The sequence below is a fragment of the Streptomyces sp. NPDC107654 genome (assembly GCF_055639035.1).
Genome location: NZ_JBVKBI010000008.1, coordinates 78,622 through 102,704, shown reverse-complemented (window position 1 = coordinate 102,704; position 24,083 = coordinate 78,622). Strand labels below are relative to the sequence as shown.

Genomic DNA, 24,083 nt, shown 5'->3' with positions numbered 1-24,083 from the left:
GCCTCGCCGTGCCGGACCTGCGCGGTCGTCGGTCCACGGGGTGCCGAGAGTCCCCCGATCGTGCGAACGCGCCCGCAGTGAAACGGTTCGGCGTGCGGGCGCGGGCCTACGGTCCGGGTATGGCCGTGCCCTCCGTCTCCGCTGAGCCGCCGGCGGCCGACGCGTCCGTCGCCCCCGTCCCCGCGCGGCCCCGTCCGCCGCTCGACATCCGCTCCCGGATCACCGAGTTGCGGCTGTCGGCCTTCGCCGGGCACCGGCGGGCCGCGTTCCCGCTCGGGCCCGTCACGGTGTTCGCGGGGCCCAGCGGATCCGGCAAGACGACCGCGTTCGCCGCGTACGAGGCGCTGGCCCGGCTCGGCGGCGGAGCCTGTCTCGCCGAGGCGTTCCCGGACCCCGCCGCCCGCGTGCCGGAGCGCGCCCGTCCCGACGCCGAGCGGCGGCGGGGCTTCCGGATCGGTTGTACGGCCGACGGCGCCGAGGGGCCGGTCCGCCTCGACCTCGCCGTACAGGCCGAACCGGAGCTGCGGATCGTGGGCGAGCGACTGACCGCGCGCGGGGTCGTGCTGCTGGAGAGCGCACTGCGCGACCCCGGCCGCCGTACCGTCCAGGCCGCCTGGCACACCGCGGGCTCCGCCCCGGTGACCCGCGCCCCGCTCCCGGACGACCGCCTCGGTACGGCCCTGCTCCCGCTGCGGGTGGCCGGCAAGACGGACGGCCAGCGCCATGTGCTCGCCGCGGCCGAGCAGATGGTCGTCGCCCTGCGCTCCGTCTTCACCTGCGACCCCCGCCCCGAGCACATGCGTGTCCCCGTGCCCACCGGCTCCGGTCGGCTGCTGCCCGGCTGCGACAACCTCGCCGACGTCCTGTGGCGCACGCGCGCCGAGTGCGCCCGGCGGCACGGCAAGCTCGTCGAGGCGCTGCACGAGGGTTGCGCCGGCCCGGTGACCGACCTGGTCGCCGAGCCGCTGGCCGACGGCACGGTACGGGCGCTGCTCGACCGCGGCGACGGCTTGCGCACCGAACTCGCCCGGCTCGGCGACGGCGAACTGCGCTATCTCGCGCTGACCCTGGTGTTGCTGACGGGTCCGGGCGTGCTGCACCTGGACGCCCCGGGGGAGGTGCCCGACGCCCTGCGCACCCTCACCGTCCTCGCCGACGGCTTCGACCGCGGCCTCGACCCCCGTCAGCGCCGGGAGCTGCTGCTGACGGCCGGGCGTATGGGCGAGCGGGGACACATCCGCTGTGTGGCCGCGGTGCAGGACGCCTCGTGGGCCGCCGGGACACCGGGCGTCACGGTGGTACACCTGGACCCGTGACGGAACACCCCGACCTGGCCCGACTCCAGCGCCGGCTGGCCGACTTCGCCGCCGCGCGGAACTGGCAGCCCTACCACACCCCCAAGAACCTCGTCGCCGCCCTCTCGGTGGAGGCCTCCGAACTGGTCGAGATCTTCCAGTGGCTGACGCCGGAGGAGTCCGCCCGGGTGATGGACGACCCCGGCACCGCGCACCGGGTCACGGACGAGGTCGCCGACGTCCTCGCCTACCTGCTCCAGTTCTGCGAGGTCCTCGGCATCGACCCGCTGGCCGCCCTGGCCGCCAAGATCGACCGCAACGAACGGCGGTTCCCGCTGCCGGGCGCCGAGGGGGCGGGCGGGGTTCAACAGCCGGACTCCTGAATTCCGTTATTACTCTCCGTGTCTGAATTCGCCGTCGAATCCGAATTGTTGTCCACAGATTTCGGGCTACCTCTGGCTTTTCGTCCCACCACCCCTCACTCTGGGTAGTGAACAATCGAGTGCAGGCAGCCGGCGGTCGTGCGGACGGCGCGGCGGAGGGACGGGGGCACCACATGGATGCGGTACGGCTGATCCTCACGAGCAGGAGAGCCCTCGCGGGCGGCGCCGACACGGCGGAGATGATGGGGGAGGTATGGCAGGCCTCGGCCCTGGCGCAGGCGATCGGGAGCCGGCTCGCGGTCTCCGGCCCGCCGGAGCTGCGGGGCGAGGCGCTGGGGCTGACCGAGCTGGCGGGCCGCGGCTGCGGCGTCCTGGACCCGCCCGAACTCGACCCCGGCGACCTGCGCGCCGCCCAGCTCACCCGGCTGGACGACGCCCGGGAGACCCTGCTCTGCCTCGGCGGCCTGCTCGGCGAGGTCGGCATAGCACTGGTCGGCATGGCCAGCGCCGCGGCCGACGAGACGACGTACTGGCAGTGCATGGAGGCCATCGACGCGGCCGACGAGTCCCGCGACCGCGTCCTGGAGATGCTGCGCAAACTGGCGGCCCGCGAGGAGGTGTTACCGGAGGACGCCCAGGACAGCCCCTCCGGCGTGTGAGCGCGGGGGAGGGGGAGGGGGGTTCCCGGACCGGCCGTCGGGGAGGGGGACCGGCGACCGGAACGAAAGGCGGAGCGGCCGGCCGAGCCGCGACGCCTGCCGAGGGCGTCCTCGGCAGGGGCCGAGTGCGCGGGGGCACGGGGGGACATCCGAGCGGCAGGCCAGCCGGGTTGCCGGCCGGGTGTGGGGTGGGCGGGGCTGATGCCTGAGTGTGGTGGACAGCCGGGTGTACGAGCGTGCGGGTGGCCGGGCTGAGGTCCGGGTGTGGGGACGGCCGGGGAGGGCCCCGAGTGGCAGGGCCAGCCGGGTCGACGGCCGAGTGTGGGGGTGGGTGGGCTGATGTCCGAGTGTGGGGACGGAACCCCTTGGGCCGGCCTGCGGCGGCTCCCTGCCGGGGAACGGACTCTTCGGACACGGCGGCCTCCTCGGCCCCCGGCCCGGCCGGGCCGGCGCGGTGACGCGCGACGGGGACACCGTCCGGCGTGGGCGCCGGACGGCCCGGCTCCGACGGCCCGACGATCATCACCGGGGCCGGTCACCGGCCCGGCGAGGCCCGTGCGCGGGATGGACGCATCTCACCCGACCAACCCGACCAACCCGACCGGGCGGGCCGCGCCGGGCCGTACCGTCGTGCCGCCCGCGGCCGGCGCCGTGCAGGATAGGTGTATGGACCTTCGAATCTTCACCGAGCCCCAGCAGGGGGCTTCCTACGACACCCTGCTCACCGTGGCGAAGGCCACCGAGGACCTCGGCTTCGACGCCTTCTTCCGCTCGGACCACTACCTCCGCATGGGCAGCGTGGACGGGCTGCCCGGCCCCACGGACGCCTGGATCACCCTGGCGGGCCTGGCCCGCGAGACCCGGCGCATCCGTCTCGGCACCCTGATGACCGCCGGCACCTTCCGCCTGCCCGGCGTGCTCGCCATCCAGGTGGCCCAGGTCGACCAGATGTCCGGCGGCCGGGTCGAACTCGGCCTCGGCGCGGGCTGGTTCGAGGAGGAGCACAAGGCGTACGGCATCCCGTTCCCGAAGGAGAAGTTCGCGCGGCTGGAGGAGCAGCTCGCGATCGTCACCGGCCTGTGGGCGACCGAGGTCGGCAAGACCTTCGACTTCCACGGCGCCTACTACGACCTCACCGACTCGCCGGCGCTGCCCAAGCCCGCCCAGAAGAAGGTCCCGGTGCTCATCGGCGGCCACGGCGCGACCCGCACCCCTCGGCTGGCCGCCCGGTACGCCGACGAGTTCAACATCCCGTTCGCCTCGGTCGAGGACAGCGCGCGGCAGTTCGGCCGGGTCCGGGACGCCGCGGTGCGGGCGGGCCGGGACGCGGACGAGCTGACGTACTCGAACGCGCTCGTCGTCTGCGTCGGCAAGGACGACCGGGAGGTGGCCCGCCGTGCCGCCGCGATCGGCCGTGAGGTGGACGAGCTGAAGGCCAACGGGCTGGCCGGCTCCCCGGCCGAGGTCGTCGACAAGATCGGCCGGTACGCCGAGATCGGCTCCCGGCGGATCTACCTCCAGATCCTGGACCTCGGCGACCTGGACCACCTGGAGCTGATCTCGGCCCAGGTCCAGTCGCAGCTGTCCTGACCGACCGACAGTCAACCGGCCCCCGCCCGGCCGTGCCGGGGCTGTGACCGGAACCGCGGCTTGCACCACGGCCCCGGCCGGGCGGCCTCGCCGGACCGCCCGATGGAGGGACGCCTGGCCCTGGCCGCCGTGCTGTCAGGCGTGACGGCCGGAGCGCCTCCGCGGCACGGCGGCCGGTGCCGGCCCGGTCAGCCGCGCCGGCTGAAGCCGTAGTCGAGGATCTTCGCCGCGTCCTTGAAGCGCTGGTCCGGCGAGGTGTCCGCGAGGAGGGTCCCGACGACCGTCTTGGAGCCACGCGTCGCGGCGAACACCAGGCAGAACTTCGCCTCCGGCCCGGAGCCGGTCTTCACGCCGATCGCACCCCGGTAGGAGGTGAGGAGCTTGTTGGAGTTGTTCCACGGCTTCATGGCGTGCGTGCCGCCACCGGGCTGGTACGACTTCATGTCGTCGTAGACCTTGGTGCCGACGATCTTCTTGAACGTCTTGTCCTTCAGGGCGGTCCGGGCCAGCTTGGCCAGGTCCCGGGGCGAGGAGTGGTTCTTCCCGTTGGACACCCCGTCGAAGGAATCGAAGTGGGTGTTGTTCAGGCCGAGTTCCCGTGCCTTGCTGTTCATCTTGCCGATGAACGACTTGGTCCGCTGGGCTGTCGTCGAGCCCGTGCCGTAGGTGTCCGCCAGCGCGTAGGCCGCGTCGCAGCCGGACGGGAGCATCAGCCCGTACAGCAGGTCGCCCACCGGCATCGAGTCGCCGAGGATCAGGTTGGCGCTGGAGTACCGCTGGACGTGCGTCACCGGGTCGATGACGTAGTCGGTGTACGCCTTCTTGATCTTGACCTTCTTCTTCAGGTCCACGTTGCGCTGCGACAGCACCACCAGCGCCGTCATGATCTTCGTGGTGGAGCCGGTCCGCAGCCGTACGTCCGGCGCCTTGCCGAACAGCTGCTTGCCGGTGGCCGCGTTCAGGGCGAACGCGCCCTGGGCCGGCACCTGCGGCGCCGCCGCGGCGGAGCGCGGGGCGGAGACCGCGGACGGTGCCGCGGCCGCCTGGGCGGGAGCGGTCGCGAGGACGCCCGCGCCGAGCACGGCTCCGGCCGCCGTCGCGGCGGCGGCGGTTCTGCGGACCCGGAAGCCCTGACGGTTGGTCATGGTTCCCCCTTCAGTCAGTGGTCAGTTGACGGGGGCTCACTCCATCAGGTCCGGGCGTGCGGGGCCGTAACGGAGATCACAGGGGCCTCCTGTGCACACCTTGTGGCGGAACTGTGGCTTCCATCACAGCGCACATGATCTCCGGCTGGTCCTATGACCGCGTGCGTAAAATCCTCCCCCTCGTTCTGACCGGCCTGCTCGCCGTGTCCGCGTGCCAGTTCGCCGGCGGCGACGACCCCGACGACGAGGCCCGCCGCCTCAACACCATGAAGTCGTTCCCACTGAGCGCCTACCTGCCGGACGCGAAGTCCCCTGACGCGAAGGCCGCCGACACCGCGCAGTGGATCCTCGCCAGGCGGTGCATGGTCCGGCTGGGATTCACCGGGTTCAAGACGCTCAGCATCAGGAGCGTGGAGTCGACCTACCCGGTCCGGCAGGGCAGCCTCGTGGGCAGCAGCAAGGTCGGCGACGACAGCCCGTACGGGGTGGACGATCCGGACCTGGCGGCCGAGCACGGCTACCACAACACGCGGCGGGAGGAGTCCGACATCCAGCCGATGGAGTGGCCGGCCGACCAGTACGCGGCCCTCACCGGCTCCTTCCGGCCCGGTGAGAGCCACCGGGCGCACGGCAACCCCGTCCCGAAACAGGGCTGCATGGGCGAGGCGCTCCGCAAGATCCACGGCCCGGAGCCCGAGCCCACGAAGGTGGGCGGCATACGGCTCAGCGGCTACTACTCGCTCGCCGCCCAGTACTGGTACCAGGCGCACAAGGAGGCGCGGAAGGACCACGCATGGAAGAAGGCCGACCGCGCGTGGTCGGACTGCATGAAGGAGAAGGGCCTCCGCTACTCCGACCCGGACGAGGCGTCGAGCGACAGCGACTGGTACCGCGGTGAGCGGCCGTCGGCGAAGGAGAAGAAGACCGCCGCCGCGGACGCGCGGTGCAAACTCGACACCCGCTACATCCAGACCGTGCACGCCGTGGAGAGCCGCGCGCAGAAGAGGGCCGTCACCAAGAACAAGAAGGCGCTGGACGCACGGCGGGCCGCCGACGAGCGGGCCATGGCGAACGCCCGGAAGATCGCCGACGACCAGTCCTGAGCGGGCGGTCCTGAGCGGGCGGTCCCGAGCGACCGGTCCCGAGCGGCGAGTCCCGCAAGAAGCCGGTGGCCCGCGGAGCATCCGGGGGCCCGCGGAAAACCGGTGGTCAGGGGGTTCGGGACCCAGCAGACTCGACAGCATGTTCCTGACGATCTCCACCACCGGTACGGCCGCCAACCCGGCCACCGACCTGGGGTACCTGCTGCACAAGCACCCCGGGAAAGCACAGGCGTTCTCCACCTCGTACGGCACGGCGCACGTCTTCTACCCGGAGGCGGACGCCGAGCGGTGCACGGCCGCCCTGCTGCTGGAGATCGATCCGGTCGCGCTGGTCCGCCGCGGGAAGGGCAAGGGCCGCGGCGGCGCCCCGGACGCGGCCCTCGCGCAGTACGTCAACGACCGCCCCTACGCGGCCTCCTCGCTCCTCGCGGTCGCGCTCAGCGGTGTGTTCTCCAGCGCCCTGCGCGGGGTGTGCACCGCCCGCCCGGAACGGGCCGCCGCCCCGCTGCCGCTGCGCGTCGAGGTCCCCGCCCTGCCCGCACGCGGCGGCCCGGACCTCGTACGCCGGCTCTTCGCACCGCTCGGCTGGACGGTCACCGCCGACCCCGTCCCGCTCGACACCGCCTTCCCGGAGTGGGGCGACTCCCGGTACGTCCGGCTCCTGCTGGACTCGGACCGGCTGACCCTCGCCGAAGCGCTGCGCCACCTGTACGTGCTGCTGCCGGTGCTGGACGACGCCAAGCACTACTGGGTCGCCGCCGACGAGGTCGACAAGCTGCTGCGGGCCGGCGAAGGCTGGCTGCCCGAGCACCCGGAGCAGGAGCTGATCACCCGCCGTTACCTCTCGCGCCGCTGGTCGCTGACCCGGCAGGCGAGGGAGCGGCTGGAGCTGGTGCGGCTCGCCGAGGCCGACGACAGCGAGGTCGAGGACATCGACAACGCGGTCGAGGACATCGACAGCGCGGCCGAGGACATCGACAACGCGGCCGAGGACGAGGCCGGGACGGAGGAGAAGCCCGCCCCGCTGGCCGTGCAGCGCCGGGAGGCCGTCACCGAGGCGCTGCGGGCCGCGGGCGCCGCACGGGTCCTCGACCTCGGCTGCGGACAGGGCCGGCTGGTGCAGGAGCTGCTCAAGGACGTGCGGTTCACCGAGATCGTCGGTGTCGACGTGTCCATGCGGGCCCTGACCATCGCCGCCCGGCGGCTGAAGCTGGACCGCATGGGCGAACGGCAGGCCGCCCGCGTCCGGCTCGTGCAGGGCTCCCTCGCCTACACCGACAACCGGCTCAAGGGCTACGACGCCGCCGTGCTCAGCGAGGTCGTCGAGCACCTCGACCTGCCCCGGCTGCCCGCCCTGGAGTACGCCGTCTTCGGGCACGCACGCCCGCGCACGGTCGTCGTGACCACGCCGAACGTCGAGTACAACGTCCGCTGGGAGAGCCTGCCCGCCGGCCATGTCCGGCACGGCGACCACCGCTTCGAGTGGACCCGCGAGGAGTTCCGCACCTGGGCCACGACCGTCGCCGAACGGCACGGGTACGAGGTCGGCTTCACCCCCGTCGGCCCGGACGACCCCGAGGTGGGCCCGCCCACCCAGATGGCGACCTTCACGATCAGCACCGAGAAGGAGGCGAAGGCGGCATGACCGAGACCCAGCCCGAGGGACGGGTGCTCCCCGTCACCGACCTCTCCCTCGTCGTCCTCGTCGGCGCCTCCGGCTCCGGCAAGTCCACCTTCGCCCGGCGCCACTTCAAGCCCACCGAGGTGATCTCCTCCGACTTCTGCCGCGGCCTGGTCAGCGACGACGAGAACGACCAGAGCGCGACCCGGGACGCCTTCGACGTCCTGCACTACATCGCCGGCAAGCGGCTGGCCGCCGGCCGCCGTACCGTCGTGGACGCCACCAGCGTGCAGCAGGACAGCCGACGCCAACTGGTCGAGCTGGCCAGGAAGTACGACGTGCTGCCCATCGCCATCGTGCTGGACGTCCCGGAGGAGGTCTGCGCCGAGCGGAACGCGGCCCGCACCGACCGGGCGGACATGCCCCGCCGGGTCATCCAGCGGCACATCCGCGAACTGCGCCGCTCGCTGCGCCAGCTGGAGCGCGAGGGCTTCCGGAAGGTGCACGTGCTGCGCGGGGTCGAGGAGGCCGAACGCGCCACCGTCGTCACCGAGAAGCGGTACAACGACCTGACCCACCTCACCGGCCCCTTCGACATCGTCGGCGACATCCACGGCTGCTCCGCCGAACTGGAGGCGCTGCTGGCCGAGCTGGGCTACACCGACGGGGTGCACCCGGAGGGCCGTACCGCCGTGTTCGTCGGCGACCTGGTCGACCGCGGCCCGGACAGCCCCGGCGTGCTGCGCCGCGTGATGTCGATGGTGAAGTCCGGCAACGCCCTGTGCGTGCCCGGCAACCACGAGAACAAGTACGGCCGGTACCTCAAGGGCCGCAAGGTCCAGCACACCCACGGGCTCGCCGAGACCATCGCGCAGATGGACGGCGAGAGCGAGGAGTTCAAGGCGGAGGTCCGCCAGTTCCTGGACGGACTGGTCAGCCACTACGTCCTGGACGGCGGCCGGCTCGTGGTCTGCCACGCCGGCCTGCCCGAGAAGTACCACGGCCGCACCTCCGGCCGGGTCCGCTCGCACGCCCTGTACGGCGACACCACCGGCGAGACCGACGAGTTCGGGCTGCCGGTGCGCTACCCGTGGGCGGAGGACTACCGGGGCCGCGCGGCCGTGGTGTACGGCCACACCCCGGTGCCCGAGGCCACCTGGCTCAACAACACCATCTGCCTGGACACCGGTGCCGTCTTCGGCGGCAAGCTGACCGCGCTGCGCTGGCCCGAGCGCGAGCTGGTCGACGTACCGGCCGAGCGGGTCTGGTACGAGCCGGCGCGGCCGCTGCGCACCGAGGCGCCCGGCGGGCAGGACGGCCGGCCGCTGGACCTGGCGGACGTGCACGGCCGGCGGGCCGTGGAGACCCGGCACGCGGGCATGGTGGCGGTCCGCGAGGAGAACGCGGCGGCGGCCCTGGAGGTCATGAGCCGCTTCGCGACCGACCCGCGCCTGCTGCCGTACCTGCCGCCGACCATGGCCCCCACGGCGACCTCCGCGACCGGTGGCTACCTGGAGCACCCGGAGGAGGTCTTCGCGCAGTACGCGCGGGACGCGGTCGCGCGGGTCGTGTGCGAGGAGAAGCACATGGGCTCGCGGGCGGTGGCCCTGGTGTGCCGGGACGCGGAGACGGCCCGGAGGCGCTTCGGGGCCGGGGGAGGGCCCACCGGGTCCCTCTACACCCGTACCGGGCGGCCGTTCTTCGACGACCCGCAGGTGACCGAGGAGATCCTCGGCCGGCTTCGCTCGGCGGTCGCCGACGCCGGGCTGTGGGAGGAACTCGGCACGGACTGGCTGCTGCTGGACGCCGAACTGATGCCGTGGTCGCTGAAGGCCTCGGGGTTGCTGCGCGGCCAGTACGCGGCCGTCGGCGCCGCCGCCGGCGCGGTGTTCCCGGGCGCGCTGGCCGCCCTGGAGGCCGCCGCCGCCCGGGGCGCGGACGTCCGCGGCCTGCTCGACCGGCAGCGGGAACGCGCCGCCGACGCCGCCGCGTTCACGGACGCCTACCGCCGCTACTGCTGGACCACCGAGGGCCTGGACGGGGTCCGGCTGGCCCCCTTCCAGCTGCTGGCGGTCCAGGGCCGCAGCCTCGCCGCGCTCCCGCACGACGAGCAACTGGCCCTGATCGACCGGATGGTGGAGCACGACGGCACCGGTCTGCTGCAGACCACCCGGCGGCTGTACGTCGACACCGGCGACCCCGAGTCGGTCCGCGCGGGCGTCGACTGGTGGCTGGAGATGACCGGCCGGGGCGGCGAGGGCATGGTCGTCAAGCCGCTCGGCGCGCTGGTCCGGGGCCCGGACGGCCGGCTGGTGCAGCCCGGCGTCAAGTGCCGGGGCCGCGAGTACCTGCGGATCGTCTACGGCCCCGAGTACACCCGGCCGGACAACCTCGACCGGCTGCGCCGGCGGTTCCTGAACCACAAGCGGTCCCTGGCGCTGCGCGAGTACGCCCTCGGCCTGGAGGCCCTGGACCGGCTCGCCGACGGGGAGCCGCTGTGGCGGGTGCACGAGGCGGTGTTCGGGGTGCTGGCGCTGGAGTCGGAGCCGGTCGACCCGCGTCTGTGACCGCGCCCCCACCGGGCCGTCACGACACGCCCTTGTGCCGCACACACACTGTCCATAGTGTGGACAGCCGTGCGGCACAAGGGTGTTGGCACGCCGTGAGGAGAGTGGTGGGCGTGGAGATCAAGAAGGTCGTGGTCCGCGAGGACCGGCGGAGCACCACCCGTCGGCCGGCGATCCTGGAGAAGCGGCCGACCCGCTGAGCATGCGCGTCCACCTGGTCACGATGCCGTGGCACCCCCTCGACCTGCCCTCGTTGCAACTGGGTTTGCTCAACCGGATCGTGCGGCGGGCCCGCCCCGGCGACGAGGTCACCGAGTTCCACGGCTCCCTGCGCTGGGCGGAGTTCCTGCTGGAGCGCTCCGGCGGCCGGCTGACGCCCGGCGACTGCGTGGAGGTCGGCAGCGACGCGATCTTCCACGGCCTCGGCGACTGGGTCTTCTCCGGCGCCCTCTACGACGACCCCCGCTGGGGCACGGCCCGGCTGCGGGAGTACGCGGCCGACCGGGGCGTCTTCATCGACACCGCGCTGGCGATGCGCCCGTACGCGGCCCCCTTCGTCGACGCCTGCGCCACCGAGATCCTGGCGGCCGAACCGGACGTGGTCGGGTTCACCAGCACCTTCATGCAGAACGTCCCCTCCCTCGCCCTGGCCCGCGCGCTCAAACGGCGGCGCCCGGAGCTGACGGTCGTCCTCGGCGGCAGCAACTGCGACGGCCCCATGGGGCACGCCCTGCACCGCAACCACCCCTTCGTGGACCACGTGGTCCGCGGCGAGGCCGAGTACGCCTTCCCGGCCCTGCTGCGCCACCTCGACGCCGGCACCGACCCCGTGGACGTGCCCGGCCTGTGCTGGTGGGACGGCCCGGTGTCACGGGCCACCGCGGAAAACCGGCGGACAGTGGCCCCGGCCGACATACCCTCGCCCGACTACGACCAGTGGCAGGCCGCCCTGGACGCCTCCCCGGTCCAGGAGTACCTCCACCCGAAACTCGTCGTGGAGGGCGCCCGGGGCTGCTGGTGGGGCGAGAAGCACCACTGCACCTTCTGCGGGCTCAACGGTTCCGCCATGGCCTTCCGTGCCAAGCCGGGGGAGCGGCTGTGGGCGGAGATCGACCGGCTGGTGCGCCGCCACCGCATCCTCGACGTGGTCACCGTCGACAACATCATCGACATGGCCTACTTCCGCGACTTCCTGCCCCGCGTCGCGGCCAGCGGCTGGGACCTGCGACTGCACTACGAGGTCAAGTCCAACCTCACCCCCGCCCAGCTCCGGCTCCTCGGCGACTCCGGCACCGTGCACATCCAGCCCGGCATCGAGAGCCTCGGCAGCCGCGTCCTGGACCTCATGGACAAGGGCGTCACCGGCGCCCGCAACGTGCGCACCCTGCGCGAGTGCGAGAACCACGCCCTGACCTGCTCGTGGAACCTGCTCTACGGCTTCCCCGGCGAGCGCGACGACGACTACACGCCGGTCATCGACCAGCTCCCGGCGCTGGTCCACCTCCAGCCGCCGAGCGGCGCCCACCGCATCCAGCTGGAGCGGTTCAGCCCTCACTTCACCGACCCGGGCCTCGGCTTCGGCAAGCGCCGCCCGGCCGCGATGTACCAGCACGTCTACGACCTGCCCGAGGAGGAACTCGCCGACCTGGTCTACCTGTTCGACACCGAGCCGGCGGGGATCGGCGGCGCGGTGGAGCGACGGCTGCGGGAGGCGGTGGCCGACTGGCGGGCCGGACACGCGGACTCCCGGCTGCTGTTCGAGGAGGACGGCGCCGGGCTGCTGGTGCACGACCGCCGGCACGGCCGGCCCCCCGCCACCCACCGCTTCACCGGCTGGCAGGCCGCGGCCCTGCGCCATTTGGAGGACGGCCGGACGGTACCCGCGCTGCACCGGCTGCTGACCGCCGACGGCCACGAGGTGCCGGACGGGACCCTGGAGGCCTGGGTCCGGCACGCCGTCGGCCTGGGCCTGGTGTTCCGCGACGGTGCCACCTGCCTGTCCCTGCCGACCTGGGGCGAACCGGTCCGGCTGCCGGAGGGAGCGGGATGAGCGGGCTGCCCGGCGGTGTGCCGCACCGGCGCACCGGGCGCCGGGTCGAGGCGGACGCACCCCTGGACCTGAGCGGGGCGGGGCGCGCGACGGCGGAGGCGGTGCGGTTCCTGCGCGAGTGCCAGGGCCACGGCCTGAGCGTGCGCTGGCGGGCGACCGGCACCCCGTCGTACGACCTCGCCGTGCTGCGTCACCTGCCGCCACCCGACGAACTCCCCGCAGACCCCGACACGTTGGGGGCCTGGCGGGCCGACCACGCCCACGGTGTCCTCTACCACCGGCGCGGCCCGGACTTCGTCACCGTGCTGGACCGCAGGCAGCGGGGCACGGCGGTCCGGCTCACCCTGGACCACCCCGGTCTGCACGGCACGTTCCTCCGCCTCCTGGAGCCGACCCGTGTGGCCGCGCTGGACCCGGTCGGACGGGAGGCGTTCGCGCTGCTCACGGCCGAGCGGCTGGTGCTGGACTGCGGCGGCTGGGCGGTGGCGCTGCCCCCGCGCATCCGGCGCTGGCCCGTGCCCTGCACCGCGATCTGAACCGCCCGGCGGGCACGGCCGGGGCCCCGGCGGGATCGGAAGCGCATCGGAAGCGCGAAACCAGCGCCCGGCCGACGGATGTCGGGCAGAGTGACTGTCGTCATACCGACGGTACAAGCGAGACCCCGGCGCTCCGCCGGGAGTTGCGAGGAACCATGAACGGCACCTACGAGCCGCCGAGTCTGTTACCCGCCGGCGGACAGGAGCGCACGCACGCCCTGCTCATCGCCGGCGTCCCCCTTCTGCTGATCCTTCTCATAGCCGTCGTGTCCCACCTGTCCTCGGACGACGGCGACGGCGGCTCGCCGGGGTACGGCACGTACTCGACCCAGACGCCGCAGGAGTACCCGTCGTACGGCACGGAGACGTCGGACACCTACCCGTCCTACGGCACGGAGACGTCGGACACGTACCCGTCGTACGGCACGGAGACCACGGACGCGTACCCGTCGTACGGCACCGAGACCACCGCGGAGACGACGTACGGCACGGCCGGTCCCGCCGACACGGTGACCGCGTTCTTCGACGCGATCAACCGGCGCGACTACGACAAGGCCTGGGAACTGGGCGGCAAGAACATCGACGCGTCCTACGGCTCGTTCGTGGCGGGCTTCACCACCACCGAGCGGGACGACGTCACCATCACCTCGGTCGACGGCGACACGGTCTCGGTGAACCTCCTCGCCCGGCAGACCGACGGCACGCAGAAGTCGTACAGCGGTCAGTACACCGTGGTCGACGGAACCATCACCCGGGCCTCGATGGCCTCGGCCGACTGAGCAGAGCGGAGCACCCACCATGTCGACCGACACCGTCACCGTCACCGCTCCGCCGAACGCCACGAGCGACGCCACCCGGCTGCTGTGCGCCGGCACCTACTTCGACCCGGTGTACCGCGCCGCCGTCATCCGTGAGCTGCTGACCCGCCGGTACCGGGTGGTCGCGCCGTCGTACGGGTACGACGCGGTCCCCGTGCTCGCGCACGCCCTGGCGGCGCGCCGGCTGCAGCGCGTACGGCTGGCCGTCCTCGCGGCGGGCGCCGTCCTCACCTGGGTGCTCATGGCCGTCGGCTTCCTGAACGGGTTCACGGCGGTGCTCGTGCTGCTGTGGCTGCTGTGGGCCACCGCGTACTTCCGGCGCCTCGTCACCCTCCAGCTGCTGGTCGGCCGGCTCCGGCCGGGCACCGGCGGCCCGGGCGGGAGGAGCGGGTTCGACGGCGCGTACCCCGAGCACCCCCAGCTGACGCCCGACCTCGTGAGCAAGATCAAGCGCGAGCAGGCCTCCGACGGCACCCTGGTCCGCTACGGCGGCTACAAGCCCTTCGTGGGCGCGGGCGGGCAGGTGCGCCGCTGGGCCAACGCCGAACTGCTGCTCGGTGCGCCGCTCACCGTGTTCGACGGACAGCGTGCGCCGGGCGCGCACACGGCCCCCGGCGCGAACGGCCTGGAGCCGACGCGGAAGGAGGTCATCCCCTTCACCGTCGAGGAGATGACCGACTACGTCGCCGGCCACATGGCCGCCCGGTTGCGCGACCGGACCCGGCCGGGGGAGGGCATCGACGGGCTCGCCGTCGAGGAGAGCACCTTCACCACGGCCGTCACGACGCTCCGCGGGGTGACGGAGCCCACCCTGGACCAGCTCGACGGCCCCAGGGACGACGCCTACGACGCGGGACGGGCGTACCTGTGCATCCGGGTCGGGTCCTGGGACCAGGAGCTGGTCACCACGGCGTTCGTGGGCTTCGACCTCAAGGGCAACACGCTGCACACCGAGTTCTACTCGTACGTGCTGGGGCCGATCAAGAAGAGCTTCCGGCTCGTGGACCGGCTGCCGGCCGCCCTGGACGGCGGGCTGCTGCTCAAGCTCGCCTGGCACACCCTGAGGGGCGCGTCCGGGTCCGCGATGCGGCCCCTGCGCGGCAAGGCCGGCACCCAGCTGTCCGAGCTGCTGCCCTGGCGCAGGAACCGGATCCGGGTGCCGCAGCCCGCCGACAGCAGCGAGTTCGGCCTCGGCCGCTACGCGGACGCCATGCTGAACCGCGGTGCCGTCACCAGCGTGCGGGAGATGGCGACCAGCGCCACCTTCCACCACTTCTTCCAGGAGACGGACACGATCAAGTACACCCAGATCGTGGAGCGCCAACTGCTGCAGATCGTGCGGGACTTCCTGTACGAGCACAACGTGGACCTCACGGAGCACGAGGCCCGCCAGATGAACATCCTCAACAACTACGGGCACAACAACAGCTTCGTGAACGGCAGCAACAACACCACCAACTCGGGTACGCAGAACCACTTCGGCGGCTCCGAGGGCGCCAAGGGGACGGGATCCGCATGACGCACACACCCACGGGCGGCAACAGCAGCGACTACGGCAGCCGGAACGACTTCGGCAGCCGCAACAGCTTCGTCACCGGCAACGGCAACACCACCAACTCGGGCACGCAGTACTTCCACGGCACCCCTCCCGCGCCCGCCCCCGCCGGCCGCACCCACCAGGACCAGGACCCCTCCCGGCCCTCCCCGGACCGCCGCCGCAACGTCTTCGTCGTCCACGGGCGGGACGAGGAGGTGCGGGTGAAGATGTTCGACCTGCTGCGCCTGCTCGACCTGCGTCCGCTGGAGTGGGAGGACCTGGTCCGGGCCACCGGCAAGACGGCGCCCTTCCTCGGCGAGGTCGTCGCCGAGGCCCCCGAGCAGGCCCAGGCGGCCCTCGTGCTGCTCACCCCGGACGACCTCGCCGAGCTGCACCCGGAACTGCGGGGCGCGACCGAGCCGCCGTACGAGACCGAGCCCACCGGGCAGCCCCGGCCGAACGTGCTGATCGAGCTGGGCATGGTGCTGATGGCCTATCCGGAGCGCACGCTGATGGTCGAGGTCGGCTCGCTGCGCCCGATCGCCGACATCGCGGGCCGCAACGTCATCAGGTTCGACGGCTCGGAGGCCGCCCTGCGCAAGATCGCCCAGCGGCTGAGGCTGGCGGGCTGCACCGTGGACGACACCCGCTCCGACTGGCTCCAGACCTGGCCGTACCGCCATCTGTCGGCGTACGGCCGCAGCGGACGGGGCATCCCCCCGGCCCGCTGAACCGCCCCGCTGGACCGCGGTACGGGCCCGGTGGTCGTCCACGGCCGGGGGAGGGGCCCGTACCGCCCAGCGGTGCACCGCCGGCGCCGTCAGGTGTGGCGCCGGGCGCCCGCCGCCAGGCCGGCCAGGAACGCGCCGGTCTCCGGCAGGTCGATCCGCCCCAGCTCACCGGGGCGGATCACCACCCGCAGCTCGCGGCAGACCCGCCGCTCCCAGGAGTGCACGACGAACGACAGCAGGATCAGCCGCAGCAGGCTGTCCTCGTCCAGGTCGTGCAGCCGGGCGAGCCCCGCGCCGGTCAGCGGCATGGTCAGGCTCTCCAGCTGGCCGTGCCGGCGGACCGCGTCCCACAGCCGGCCGAGGCCCAGCCACAGGTCCTCGACGCCGGACGAGGCGACGCAGTCGTTGCCCATCCTGCTGTAGGCGACGCCGAAGACCAGGTCGGGCCGGGTGCCGAGGACGGCGACCGTGCCGATCGGATACCGCGCCCGCTTGCCCCGCGGCTTGTCCCGCGGGCTCTCCCACGCCACCGGGGCCACCCCCGCCAGCGCGGCGGCCAGCTCCGCGTCCAGCCGGCCGGCGTCCCCCGCGTACCGGCGGGCCAGCAACTGCCCCTGCACACTGCCGTCGTTGATGACGACACCACCGTCCACGAGGGTGTCGAAGGTGTCGGTGAACCCCACCACCAGATGCCCGGGCTGGTCGAACAGGTCGCCCTCCTCGACCACCACCGTCATCCCGGGACGCCCGAACTCCTGCCGCACGGCGGCCTGCGGACGTGCCCGGACCACCCCCCACGCCAGGCACAGGGCCACCGAGGCGGCCAGCACCGGCCCGGGCCGGGAGACGACGTCCGGGAACAGCTGGCCGGCGAACTGCACGACGGCCGAGACCCCGCCGAAGGCGGCCAGCACACTGCCCGTGAACACCCGCCGCCCGCGCCACGACCGCGGGAGCCGGCGCCGGGCGGAACGGGACGGCGGACGGGGGCCGGTCAACCGCATGCTTCCCTCCAGGGTGCCTTGGTACGCTGACCGCACAGATGACGGGACGTCACGCGGCGGAGGGGGCGAGGCGCGTGCATACCCGGCCACCGCGCGTCCGCGTGAGCGTCCTGGGTCCGGTCCGGCTGGCCGTGAACGGCACTCCGGTACACCTCACCCCGCTCACGGCACGTCTGCTGGTCCGGCTGGTCGCCGCCGGGGGCGAGACCGTGACCGCGCGCCGGCTGTACCGGGACGTCTGGCAGCAGACCGTGGAACTGCCCCACCAGGACCTGCGCAACCGCAACGAGGTGCAGAAGCGGATCCTGGAGCTGCGGCGCGCCTTCGACCGGGCCGGGCCGGGCCACGGCACCCGGATCGTCCGCACCGGACAGCTGCCGACCGCGCGCGGCGCGGAGAGCACCTACCGGCTGGACCTGTCCGACGAGGAACTGGACAGCGCCGAGTTCACCCGTCTGGTGGGCGACGCGCTGCACGCGGCACCGGCCTCGGCCGTCCGGCTGCTCACGGACGCCCTGGGGCTCTGGCGCGGCCGGCCGCTGGCCGAGGCGCAGGACGAGGAGTTCGCGGACGCCACCGTGCGGCGGCTGAACCGGCTCAGGGAGACCGCGCTGCGCGAACTGGTCGCCGGCCACACCGCGCTGGGCCGCTACGACCTCGCCCTGCCGGTGGCCGAGGAGACGGTCCGGGAACGGCCCGACGACCCCGAGGCCGCCGCCACCCTGGCCCGGCTGAACGTCCGGCTGCGCGAGCGGCACGGCGACGAGCTGCTGCGCCACACCCTGCGCGGGCTGCGGGTGGACGTCGTCGTGCTGCGCGGCGACCTGTTCGACCAGGAGGACGCCAACCTGGTCGTGGGCTTCTCCGACACCTTCGACACCTTCACCGACGATGTCGTGATCAGCCGCGAGAGCGTGCAGGGACAGCTCGTCGACCGTCTCTTCGAGGGCCGGCACCGGCTGCTGGACGCCGCCCTGCGCCGGGGGCTGAAGGACGTCACCCCGCTGGCCACGGAGAGCGTCCGGGCCAAGCGGCGCGGCCGTCGTACGCGCTATCCCATCGGTACGGCGGTGGCGGTCCCGGTCGGCAAGCGCCGGGTCTTCGCCCTCGCCTACTCCCGGCTGGGCAACGACCTGCGGGCCCGCTCCGCCCCGGCCGAGCTGCGGCTGAGCCTGGAGCGACTGTGGCCGGCGGTCGCCCGGTACGGCCTGTTCAAACCGGTGGCGACACCGCTGATCGGCGCCGGCCTGTCCCGCCTGGTCGAACTCGACCGCACCCAGCTGCTGCTGCTGATCGTGGAGACCTTCACCCGCAGCCTCGGCGATGATCCCGCCGTCTGTCCCGAGCTGCGCGTCGTCATCCGCGCCGACGAGCTGGAGCGGACCGACCTGTCGGCGGTCGAGGACTTCCTGCGGCGGGTGGACGAGCGGGGACCGGTGCTCCCGCCGACCGGCATCGGCTGATCTGTTCACGCCCCCAGCAAAGCCCGGCGGGCGCTTCCGCCGACAGCCTCCGCCCGCTTCCGGAGCGCTTCCGGCCCGCCCGCGTCCCGGGTGGCCGCCGTAGGAGCACGAGAAACCGTGGCGCGGAAACCACCGAGCGGCGGGTGAAGCGCGGCCCCGGTGGTCAGGATGGAGACATGGGATTCCATGTCGACTCCGAGGCCGGGCGGCTGCGCCGCGTCATCCTGCACCGGCCGGATCTTGAGCTCAAAAGGCTCACCCCCAGCAACAAGGACGCCTTGCTCTTCGACGACGTGCTCTGGGTGCGCCGGGCGCGCGCCGAGCACGACGGGTTCGCCGACGTACTGCGCGACCGCGGGGTCGAGGTCCACCTCTTCGGGGACCTGCTCGCCGAGACCCTGGCGCTCCCGCAGGCCCGCACCCTCGTCCTGGACCGTGTCTTCGACGAGAAGGAGTACGGTCCCCTCGCCACCGACCACCTGCGCGCCACCTTCGACCGGATGACCCCGGGGGAGCTGGCCGAGGCCCTGGTCGGCGGCATGACCAAGCGGGAGTTCCTGGCGGAGCACGCGGAACCGACCTCGGTCCGCTTCCACGTCATGGAGCTGGACGACTTCCTGCTCCCCCCGTTGCCCAACCACCTGTTCACCCGGGACACCTCGGCGTGGATCTACGACGGCGTCTCCATCAACGCCATGCGCCGGCCCGCCCGGCAGCGCGAGACCGTCCACTTCGAGGCGATCTACCGGCACCACCCGCTGTTCCGTGACGAAACGTTCCACGTGTGGTCCCGGGGGCAGGCCGACTTCCCCTCCACCATCGAGGGCGGTGACGTCCTGGTGATCGGCAACGGCGCCGTGCTGATCGGCATGAGCGAGCGCACCACCCCGCAGGCGGTGGAGATGCTGGCGCACAAGCTGTTCGCGGCCGGGTCGGCGCGCACCATCGTCGCGCTCGACATGCCCAAGCGGCGTGCCTTCATGCATCTCGACACGGTGATGACGATGGTCGACGGCGACACCTTCACCCAGTACGCGGGCCTCGGCATGCTCCGCTCGTACACCATCGAGCCGGGGGTCGGCGAACGCGAGCTGAAGGTCACCGACCACCCGCCGGAGCACATGCACCGTGCGATCGCCGCCGCGCTCGGCCTCGGGGAGATCCGGGTGCTGACCGCCACGCAGGACGTGCACGCGGCCGAGCGCGAGCAGTGGGACGACGGCTGCAACGTGCTCGCGGTCGAACCCGGAGTCGTCGTGGCCTACGAGCGCAACTCCACCACCAACACGCATCTGCGCAAGGAGGGCATCGAGGTGATAGAGATCCCCGGCAGCGAGCTGGGCCGGGGCCGGGGCGGACCCCGGTGCATGAGCTGTCCCGTCCAGCGAGACGCCGTATAGAAATGTGAAGGATCGTATAGACTTCCATCGTCCCCCGTAGCCGTACCCCTGGAGCGTCCCGCCATGGCGACAGTCCCGACCGCCCTCGCCGGCCGCCACTTCCTCAAGGAGCTGGACTTCACCGAGGAGGAGTTCCGCGGCCTGGTCGAGCTGGCCGCCGAGCTGAAGGCCGCCAAGAAGGCCGGGGCCGAGACACGGTACCTGCGGGGCAGGAACATCGCCCTGATCTTCGAGAAGACCTCGACGCGCACCCGCTGCGCGTTCGAGGTCGCCGCGGCCGACCAGGGCGCCCACACCACCTACCTCGACCCCGTCGGCTCACAGATCGGGCACAAGGAGTCGATCAGGGACACCGCCCGGGTGCTCGGCCGGATGTTCGACGCGATCGAATACCGCGGCGACAGCCAGGCCAAGGTCGAGGAGCTGGCCGCGCACGCCGGCGTGCCCGTCTACAACGGCCTCACCGACGACTGGCACCCCACCCAGATGCTCGCCGACGTGCTCACCATGACCGAGCACAGCACCAAGCCGCTGCGGAAGATCTCCTTCGCCTACCTGGGCGACGCCCGCTTCAACATGGGCAACTCCTACCTGGTCACCGGCGCCCTGCTCGGCATGGACGTCCGGATAGTCGCCCCGAAGACCTACTGGCCGGCCCCGGAGATCGTCGACCGCGCCCAGGCGCTCGCGGCCTCCAGCGGCGCCCGCGTCACGCTCACCGACGACGTCGCCGAGGGCGTCGCCGGAGCCGACTTCGTCGCCACCGACGTCTGGGTCTCCATGGGCGAGCCGACGGAGGTGTGGGACGAGCGGATCACGGCCCTGGCCCCCTACGCCGTGACCATGGACGTACTCCGCGCCACCGGCAACCCCGACGTGAGATTCCTGCACTGCCTGCCGGCCTTCCACGACCTCGGCACCACGGTGGGCCGACAGATCCACGCCACCCACGGCCTCACGTCGCTGGAGGTGACGGACGAGGTCTTCGAGTCCGCGCACTCCGTCGTCTTCGACGAGGCCGAGAACCGCCTGCACACCATCAAGGCGGTGCTGGTGGCCACACTCGCCCGGGAAAGCCTTGCCTGACCCGCCTCACCAGGCCTTATCCTGACCGGCGGCCCGGAACCACCCCTTCCGCGACCGTCGCCGCGCCGCTACGACCGGCGCCCGCACCACCAGAAACGAGCACCACCCGCATGCCCGCTCCCCGTATCAAGTCCCCGCACCTGCTCGTCGCCGAATCCGGAGCCGACCGCGAGGGACACGGCCTGAAGCGCACCATGGGCCTCTTCCAGCTCATCTGCTTCGGCGTCGGCGCCATCGTCGGCACCGGCATCTTCGTCGGCCTCTCCGACTCCGTCGCCCAGGCCGGCCCGGCCGTCGTCGTCTCCTTTGTCCTCGCCGCGATCACCTGCGTCTTCACCGCCCTCTCCTTCGCCGAGCTGGGCGGCGCGATCCCGGTCTCCGGTTCCTCGTACTCCTTCGCCTACGCCGGCCTCGGCGAGTCCACCGCCTTCCTCGTCGGCTGGTGCCTGCTGCTGGAGTACGGCGTCTCCATCTCGGCCGTCGCGGTCGGCTGGAGCCAGTACGTCAACGAGCTGCTGCACAGCCTCACCGGCCTCCAGCTCCCGGCCGCGCTCTCCGCCGGTCCCGGCGACGGCGGCATCGTCAACCTTCCGGCCGTGATCGTCATCGCCCTGGCCTCGGTGCTGCTGGTGCGCGGGGTGCGGGAGAGTGCCCGGGCCACGGCCGCCATGGCCGCCGTGAAGCTGGCGATCCTGCTCGCCTTCTGCGCCATCGGCTACAGCGCCTTCAAGGACGGCAACCTCACCCCGTTCTCCCCGGCCGGCCTCGGCGGCATCGGCGCGGGCACCACCGCCGCGTTCTTCTCCTACATCGGCTTCGACGCGATCACCACCGCCGGCGAGGAGGCGAAGAACCCGCGCCGGGACATCCCGGTCGCCATCCTCGTCTGCATGGGCCTGGTCACCCTGCTGTACTGCGCGGTCGCGCTCGCCGCGATCGGCGCCATCGGCGGCGACCAGGTCGCCGGCCGCCCCGCCGCCCTGTCCTACGTCGTCAACGAGGTCACCGGCTCGGCCGTCGGCGGCGGTGTCATCGCCTTCGGCGCGGTCGTCGCCATCGCCTCGGTCGTCCTCGCGGTCATGTACGGCCAGACCCGCATCCTGATGTCGATGTCCCGGGACGGCCTGATCCCGCGCGTCTTCGAGAAGGTCTCCCCGCGGACGTCCACGCCGGTCGCCGGCACGCTGATCGTGGCGGTCGTCTTCGCGGTCCCGGCGGCCTTCGCCTCCCTCGACGCCGTGATGAACCTGTGCACCATCGGCACGCTCGCCATCATGGCCGTCGTCAACATCGCGGTGATCGCCCTGCGCCGCCGCGAACCGGGCCTCGACCGCAGCTTCCGGGTGCCGCTCTACCCCGTGGCCCCGCTGCTCGGCGTCGCCTTCTGCCTGTACCTGATGTACGAGACCGGCTGGCGTACCTGGCTGCAGTTCGCCGTGTTCCTCGCGGTGGGCCTGCTGGTCTACGTCGCCTACGGCCGCCGGCACTCCACGCTCGCCACGGCCGCGCCGGACGAGGTCACACCGGCCGGCGCTGAGCGGGAACCGCAGGCAGTGTGAACCACACCGCCTTGCCCGACGGGGTGGGGCGGTGACCGCAGGAGGAGCTGAGGGCGCGGATCAGCAGCAGCCCGCGCCCGCCCTCCTGCCAGACGTCGGGCTCCTCGATCACCGGCCGGGTCAGATGGCCGGGCGGCGCCGGGTCCGGGTCGTGCACCTCGACCTGGCAGCCGTGCGGCGCCAGCTCCACCACCAGCTCGATCGGGCCGCGCCCGGCGGTGTGCTCCACCGCGTTGGCCACCAGCTCGGCGGTCAGCAGCTCCGCCGTGTCGCAGTCGGCCGGGTGCTCCACCTCGGTGAGGGCCGTGCGCACCAGGGCACGCGCCACGGGCACCGCCGCGGTGGTGTGCGGCAGCGCGATGCGCCAGGAGGCCGATGCGGCTGGGCGTTCGTGCAAGGCGAGTCCGTTCATGGAGCAGGCTGTCCTGCTTTCGACTGTAGGAAATGGTACGGGCCCGGCCACCGCGGACCGGCGGCGGGCTTCGCCCGGGACCCCCGTCCCGGTACCGGCGGCCTACCCGGCCGGGCGCCCCGCCTCGCCTGCGCGCCCTCACTGTTACCGCGCTGTCGACAACCGGTGACCGAGGTGACGGGAACCCTGCCGGTCCCGGCCCATCTGTCGCGCCCCCGTGACGACAGTCACAAACAAGTGATAACTTCATGGGACAGCGCAACGTACGGCACCGCCGCGCAAGGAGGCCGCACGTCATGAGTCCCTTCACCGGTTCCGCCGCCCGCACCGCCGACTGGGAGCACCTGCGGGTCCGGATCGCCGACGGGGTGGCCACGGTCACCCTCGCCCGGCCCGACAAACTCAACGCCCTCACCTTCGGTGCCTACGCCGACCTGCGGGACCTGCTCGCCGAACTGTCCCGGGAACGCGCGGTACGCGCCCTGGTGCTGGCCGGCGAGGGCCGCGGCTTCTGCTCCGGCGGCGACGTGGACGAGATCATCGGTGCCACGCTGGCCATGGACACCGCCCGGCTGCTCGACTTCAACCGGATGACGGGCCAGGTCGTCCGGGCGATCCGGGAGTGCCCGTTCCCGGTGGTCGCCGCGGTGCACGGGGTGGCCGCGGGCGCCGGGGCCGTCCTCGCCCTCGCGGCCGACTTCCGGATCGCGGACCCCTCGGCCCGCTTCGCCTTCCTCTTCACCCGGGTCGGCCTGTCCGGCGGTGACATGGGCGCGGCCTACCTGCTGCCCCGGGTCGTCGGCCTCGGACACGCCACCCGCCTGCTCATGCTCGGCGACCCGGTCCGGGCCCCCGAGGCCGAGCGCATCGGCCTGATCAGCGAGCTGGTGGACGAGGGCCGCGCGGACGAGGCGGCCGCCGGCCTGGCCCGCCGCCTGGCCGACGGCCCCGCCCTGGCCCACGCCCAGACGAAGGCGCTGCTCACGGCCGAACTGGACATGCCGCTGGCGGCCGCGGTCGAGCTCGACGCCTCGACGCAGGCGTTGCTGATGAACGGCGAGGACTACGCGGAGTTCCACGCGGCCTTCACGGAGAAGCGCCCGCCGAAGTGGCAGGGAAGGTGA

Annotated in this window: 20 protein-coding genes; 17 read left to right on the top strand and 3 right to left on the bottom strand. The window is 72.8% G+C overall.

What is annotated here, in order from left to right:
- Positions 1 to 119 precede the first annotated feature (119 nt).
- From ACZ7N4_RS16595 to ACZ7N4_RS16580, 4 genes are all read left to right on the top strand, one after another.
- Entirely contained in the window at positions 120 to 1,316 is a 1,197-nt protein-coding gene (locus ACZ7N4_RS16595) for an AAA family ATPase (protein ID WP_471358981.1), read from the top strand.
- Positions 1,313 to 1,678 (top strand): nucleotide pyrophosphohydrolase, encoded by a 366-nt coding sequence (locus tag ACZ7N4_RS16590; RefSeq protein WP_471358980.1) that lies wholly within the window; start codon positions 1,313 to 1,315, stop codon positions 1,676 to 1,678. Before ACZ7N4_RS16595 ends, ACZ7N4_RS16590 begins: the two co-directional genes overlap by 4 nt.
- A gap of 173 nt (positions 1,679 to 1,851) precedes the next feature.
- Positions 1,852 to 2,337: a DUF6099 family protein gene (locus tag ACZ7N4_RS16585; RefSeq protein ID WP_471358978.1), complete on the top strand. Its 486-nt coding sequence runs from the start codon at positions 1,852 to 1,854 to the stop codon at positions 2,335 to 2,337.
- A 666-nt stretch (positions 2,338 to 3,003) separates the two neighbouring features.
- A complete protein-coding gene (locus ACZ7N4_RS16580; RefSeq protein ID WP_471358976.1) occupies positions 3,004 to 3,927 on the top strand; it encodes an LLM class F420-dependent oxidoreductase in 924 nt (307 codons plus the stop codon).
- A 188-nt stretch (positions 3,928 to 4,115) separates the two neighbouring features.
- Here ACZ7N4_RS16580 and ACZ7N4_RS16575 read toward each other — a convergent pair whose 3' ends face one another.
- Positions 4,116 to 5,072, bottom strand: a complete 957-nt coding sequence (locus ACZ7N4_RS16575) for a D-alanyl-D-alanine carboxypeptidase family protein (RefSeq protein ID WP_471358975.1) — start codon at positions 5,070 to 5,072, stop codon at positions 4,116 to 4,118.
- Positions 5,073 to 5,233: 161 nt separating this feature from the next.
- On the opposite strand from ACZ7N4_RS16575, the gene ACZ7N4_RS16570 reads away from it, so the two are divergent.
- From ACZ7N4_RS16570 to ACZ7N4_RS16535, 8 genes are all read left to right on the top strand, one after another.
- Positions 5,234 to 6,175 carry a hypothetical protein gene (locus ACZ7N4_RS16570; protein ID WP_471358973.1) on the top strand — a complete coding sequence of 314 codons (942 nt, stop codon included), beginning with the start codon at positions 5,234 to 5,236 and terminating at the stop codon, positions 6,173 to 6,175.
- Between the two features lie 139 nt (positions 6,176 to 6,314).
- Positions 6,315 to 7,820, top strand: coding sequence for a 3' terminal RNA ribose 2'-O-methyltransferase Hen1 (locus tag ACZ7N4_RS16565; RefSeq protein WP_471358972.1), 1,506 nt, complete (start codon positions 6,315 to 6,317; stop codon positions 7,818 to 7,820).
- A complete protein-coding gene (locus ACZ7N4_RS16560) occupies positions 7,817 to 10,363 on the top strand; it encodes a polynucleotide kinase-phosphatase (RefSeq protein WP_471358970.1) in 2,547 nt (848 codons plus the stop codon). The genes ACZ7N4_RS16565 and ACZ7N4_RS16560 overlap by 4 nt, the downstream gene beginning before the upstream one ends.
- 202 nt (positions 10,364 to 10,565) lie before the next feature.
- The gene (locus ACZ7N4_RS16555) at positions 10,566 to 12,413 is read left to right on the top strand and encodes a RiPP maturation radical SAM C-methyltransferase (RefSeq protein WP_471358968.1); all 1,848 of its coding nucleotides are present in this window, start codon (positions 10,566 to 10,568) and stop codon (positions 12,411 to 12,413) included.
- Positions 12,410 to 12,949, top strand: coding sequence for a DUF5825 family protein (locus ACZ7N4_RS16550; protein WP_471358967.1), 540 nt, complete (start codon positions 12,410 to 12,412; stop codon positions 12,947 to 12,949). Before ACZ7N4_RS16555 ends, ACZ7N4_RS16550 begins: the two co-directional genes overlap by 4 nt.
- 155 nt (positions 12,950 to 13,104) lie before the next feature.
- Complete coding sequence (locus ACZ7N4_RS16545; RefSeq protein WP_471358965.1) at positions 13,105 to 13,728, top strand: nuclear transport factor 2-like protein; 624 nt, start codon at positions 13,105 to 13,107, stop codon at positions 13,726 to 13,728.
- Positions 13,729 to 13,747: 19 nt separating this feature from the next.
- On the top strand, positions 13,748 to 15,286 hold the full coding sequence (locus ACZ7N4_RS16540) for a hypothetical protein (protein WP_471358964.1): 1,539 nt from the start codon (positions 13,748 to 13,750) through the stop codon (positions 15,284 to 15,286).
- Entirely contained in the window at positions 15,283 to 16,035 is a 753-nt protein-coding gene (locus ACZ7N4_RS16535; protein WP_471358963.1) for a TIR domain-containing protein, read from the top strand. The genes ACZ7N4_RS16540 and ACZ7N4_RS16535 overlap by 4 nt, the downstream gene beginning before the upstream one ends.
- 89 nt (positions 16,036 to 16,124) lie before the next feature.
- Here ACZ7N4_RS16535 and ACZ7N4_RS16530 read toward each other — a convergent pair whose 3' ends face one another.
- Positions 16,125 to 17,039: a macro domain-containing protein gene (locus ACZ7N4_RS16530; RefSeq protein WP_471358961.1), complete on the bottom strand. Its 915-nt coding sequence runs from the start codon at positions 17,037 to 17,039 to the stop codon at positions 16,125 to 16,127.
- A 101-nt stretch (positions 17,040 to 17,140) separates the two neighbouring features.
- Between ACZ7N4_RS16530 and ACZ7N4_RS16525 the strand changes: the two genes are divergently transcribed.
- The 4 genes from ACZ7N4_RS16525 to ACZ7N4_RS16510 all read left to right on the top strand — a co-directional run bounded on the left by ACZ7N4_RS16525 (position 17,141) and on the right by ACZ7N4_RS16510 (position 22,547).
- Positions 17,141 to 18,502 carry a macro domain-containing protein gene (locus tag ACZ7N4_RS16525; protein ID WP_471358959.1) on the top strand — a complete coding sequence of 454 codons (1,362 nt, stop codon included), beginning with the start codon at positions 17,141 to 17,143 and terminating at the stop codon, positions 18,500 to 18,502.
- A 176-nt stretch (positions 18,503 to 18,678) separates the two neighbouring features.
- Positions 18,679 to 19,902 (top strand): arginine deiminase, encoded by a 1,224-nt coding sequence (locus tag ACZ7N4_RS16520; protein WP_471358957.1) that lies wholly within the window; start codon positions 18,679 to 18,681, stop codon positions 19,900 to 19,902.
- Between the two features lie 63 nt (positions 19,903 to 19,965).
- Positions 19,966 to 20,988, top strand: a complete 1,023-nt coding sequence (gene argF, locus ACZ7N4_RS16515) for an ornithine carbamoyltransferase (protein WP_471358955.1) — start codon at positions 19,966 to 19,968, stop codon at positions 20,986 to 20,988.
- A gap of 110 nt (positions 20,989 to 21,098) precedes the next feature.
- Entirely contained in the window at positions 21,099 to 22,547 is a 1,449-nt protein-coding gene (locus ACZ7N4_RS16510) for an amino acid permease (protein WP_471358953.1), read from the top strand.
- Here the strand turns inward: ACZ7N4_RS16510 and ACZ7N4_RS16505 are convergent.
- Entirely contained in the window at positions 22,507 to 22,959 is a 453-nt protein-coding gene (locus ACZ7N4_RS16505; RefSeq protein ID WP_471358951.1) for an ATP-binding protein, read from the bottom strand. The genes ACZ7N4_RS16510 and ACZ7N4_RS16505 overlap by 41 nt on opposite strands.
- A 296-nt stretch (positions 22,960 to 23,255) precedes the next feature.
- Here ACZ7N4_RS16505 and ACZ7N4_RS16500 point away from each other — a divergent pair, with 296 nt between their 5' ends.
- Positions 23,256 to 24,083, top strand: coding sequence for an enoyl-CoA hydratase family protein (locus ACZ7N4_RS16500; RefSeq protein ID WP_471358949.1), 828 nt, complete (start codon positions 23,256 to 23,258; stop codon positions 24,081 to 24,083).

Excerpts from the sequence above, each read along its gene's own strand:
- ACZ7N4_RS16595 (WP_471358981.1), top strand. The coding sequence starts at position 120 with ATGGCCGTGCCCTCCGTCTCCGCTGAGCCGCCGGCGGCCGACGCGTCC.
- ACZ7N4_RS16585 (WP_471358978.1), top strand. The coding sequence starts at position 1,852 with ATGGATGCGGTACGGCTGATCCTCACGAGCAGGAGAGCCCTCGCGGGC.
- ACZ7N4_RS16580 (WP_471358976.1), top strand. The coding sequence starts at position 3,004 with ATGGACCTTCGAATCTTCACCGAGCCCCAGCAGGGGGCTTCCTACGAC.
- ACZ7N4_RS16575 (WP_471358975.1), bottom strand. The coding sequence starts at position 5,072 with ATGACCAACCGTCAGGGCTTCCGGGTCCGCAGAACCGCCGCCGCCGCG.
- ACZ7N4_RS16565 (WP_471358972.1), top strand. The coding sequence starts at position 6,315 with ATGTTCCTGACGATCTCCACCACCGGTACGGCCGCCAACCCGGCCACC.
- ACZ7N4_RS16560 (WP_471358970.1), top strand. The coding sequence starts at position 7,817 with ATGACCGAGACCCAGCCCGAGGGACGGGTGCTCCCCGTCACCGACCTC.
- ACZ7N4_RS16555 (WP_471358968.1), top strand. The coding sequence starts at position 10,566 with ATGCGCGTCCACCTGGTCACGATGCCGTGGCACCCCCTCGACCTGCCC.
- ACZ7N4_RS16550 (WP_471358967.1), top strand. The coding sequence starts at position 12,410 with ATGAGCGGGCTGCCCGGCGGTGTGCCGCACCGGCGCACCGGGCGCCGG.
- ACZ7N4_RS16545 (WP_471358965.1), top strand. The coding sequence starts at position 13,105 with ATGAACGGCACCTACGAGCCGCCGAGTCTGTTACCCGCCGGCGGACAG.
- ACZ7N4_RS16540 (WP_471358964.1), top strand. The coding sequence starts at position 13,748 with ATGTCGACCGACACCGTCACCGTCACCGCTCCGCCGAACGCCACGAGC.
- ACZ7N4_RS16535 (WP_471358963.1), top strand. The coding sequence starts at position 15,283 with ATGACGCACACACCCACGGGCGGCAACAGCAGCGACTACGGCAGCCGG.
- ACZ7N4_RS16530 (WP_471358961.1), bottom strand. The coding sequence starts at position 17,039 with ATGCGGTTGACCGGCCCCCGTCCGCCGTCCCGTTCCGCCCGGCGCCGG.
- ACZ7N4_RS16520 (WP_471358957.1), top strand. The coding sequence starts at position 18,679 with ATGGGATTCCATGTCGACTCCGAGGCCGGGCGGCTGCGCCGCGTCATC.
- argF (WP_471358955.1), top strand. The coding sequence starts at position 19,966 with ATGGCGACAGTCCCGACCGCCCTCGCCGGCCGCCACTTCCTCAAGGAG.
- ACZ7N4_RS16510 (WP_471358953.1), top strand. The coding sequence starts at position 21,099 with ATGCCCGCTCCCCGTATCAAGTCCCCGCACCTGCTCGTCGCCGAATCC.
- ACZ7N4_RS16505 (WP_471358951.1), bottom strand. The coding sequence starts at position 22,959 with ATGAACGGACTCGCCTTGCACGAACGCCCAGCCGCATCGGCCTCCTGG.
- ACZ7N4_RS16500 (WP_471358949.1), top strand. The coding sequence starts at position 23,256 with ATGAGTCCCTTCACCGGTTCCGCCGCCCGCACCGCCGACTGGGAGCAC.